This is a genomic window from Streptomyces megasporus (assembly GCF_000718985.1).
GTDB lineage: Bacteria > Actinomycetota > Actinomycetes > Streptomycetales > Streptomycetaceae > Streptomyces > Streptomyces megasporus.
Genome location: NZ_JODL01000176.1, coordinates 1 through 303, shown reverse-complemented (window position 1 = coordinate 303; position 303 = coordinate 1). Strand labels below are relative to the sequence as shown.

Genomic DNA, 303 nt, shown 5'->3' with positions numbered 1-303 from the left:
GCGCAGAACAGGGCCAAGGCGGTGTGCACCGGATGTCCGGTGCGTACGGAGTGCCTGGCCGACGCGCTCGACAATCGCGTCGAGTTCGGCGTGTGGGGAGGCATGACGGAGCGGGAGCGCCGCGCACTGCTGCGCAGGCGGCCCACGGTGACGTCCTGGCGCCGGCTGCTGGAGACGGCGCGCAGCGAGTACGAGCGCGGCACGGGTGTCGTGTCCCTCGACGACGACGAGATCTACGAGAACTACGCCGCGGTGAGCTGAGGAGTTCCCACCGGGGACTCTACGGGGGCTCCTCGGCACTGA

1 protein-coding gene is annotated in these 303 nt (G+C 70.3%); it reads left to right on the top strand.

Annotation, left to right across the window (positions count from 1 at the left end):
* A partial coding sequence (locus IF47_RS28495; protein ID WP_037733461.1) for a WhiB family transcriptional regulator occupies positions 1-261 on the top strand: 261 nt, incomplete at its 5' end.
* Between the last annotated feature and the right edge of the window lie 42 nt (positions 262-303).